The organism is Paenibacillus sp. MER TA 81-3 (genome assembly GCF_023713585.1).
GTDB classification, from domain to species: Bacteria; Bacillota; Bacilli; order Paenibacillales; family Paenibacillaceae; genus Paenibacillus_B; species Paenibacillus_B profundus.
On the sequence record NZ_JAMAWB010000072.1, the window covers coordinates 1 to 459 of the forward strand.

Annotated in this window: 1 protein-coding gene; it reads right to left on the bottom strand. The window is 57.7% G+C overall.

The genetic code is table 11. The features are described from left to right. Positions 1–446 (bottom strand): hypothetical protein (locus tag M3650_RS31270; RefSeq protein ID WP_251580248.1); only part of this gene is annotated, 446 nt, incomplete at its 3' end. Positions 447–459: the final 13 nt, after the last annotated feature.

The window sequence follows — 459 nt, forward strand, 5'->3', positions numbered from 1 at the left end:
GGTTTTGAGGGTCTGCCTCCCTTGTTGCGTGTCTGGGTCTCGTCCGGGTCCGGACCCGCGATGCTACCGGTTACCGTACCATCGGGCCCCACCACATCAATCCAGTTGGCAAACGGATCACCTTCATGCACCCGGGAACTGCGAATAGCATCCACATTTGTATCTTGGTCCCGAACACTTGTGTACTGTGGAATACCACCGTTGAATAGATCGCCCGCGCCCTCTACCCGCGCCATATCCTCAAATGGGTTGTGTTCGGCGTACACGTGATCGGACGTTGAGCCCATGGACGATGCGACAGGCATACCCAGCGTGGGCGTGGACGCTGGCGTTACATCCATCTGGTCAAGACGGGACGCGACCACCGACTCCAACATCAGAGATCGCGATTCTGCGTCTTGCGCACGGCGTTCAGCCTCATAAACCCTTAGCTCCGTCTCATCCATCTCTGGAACCTGC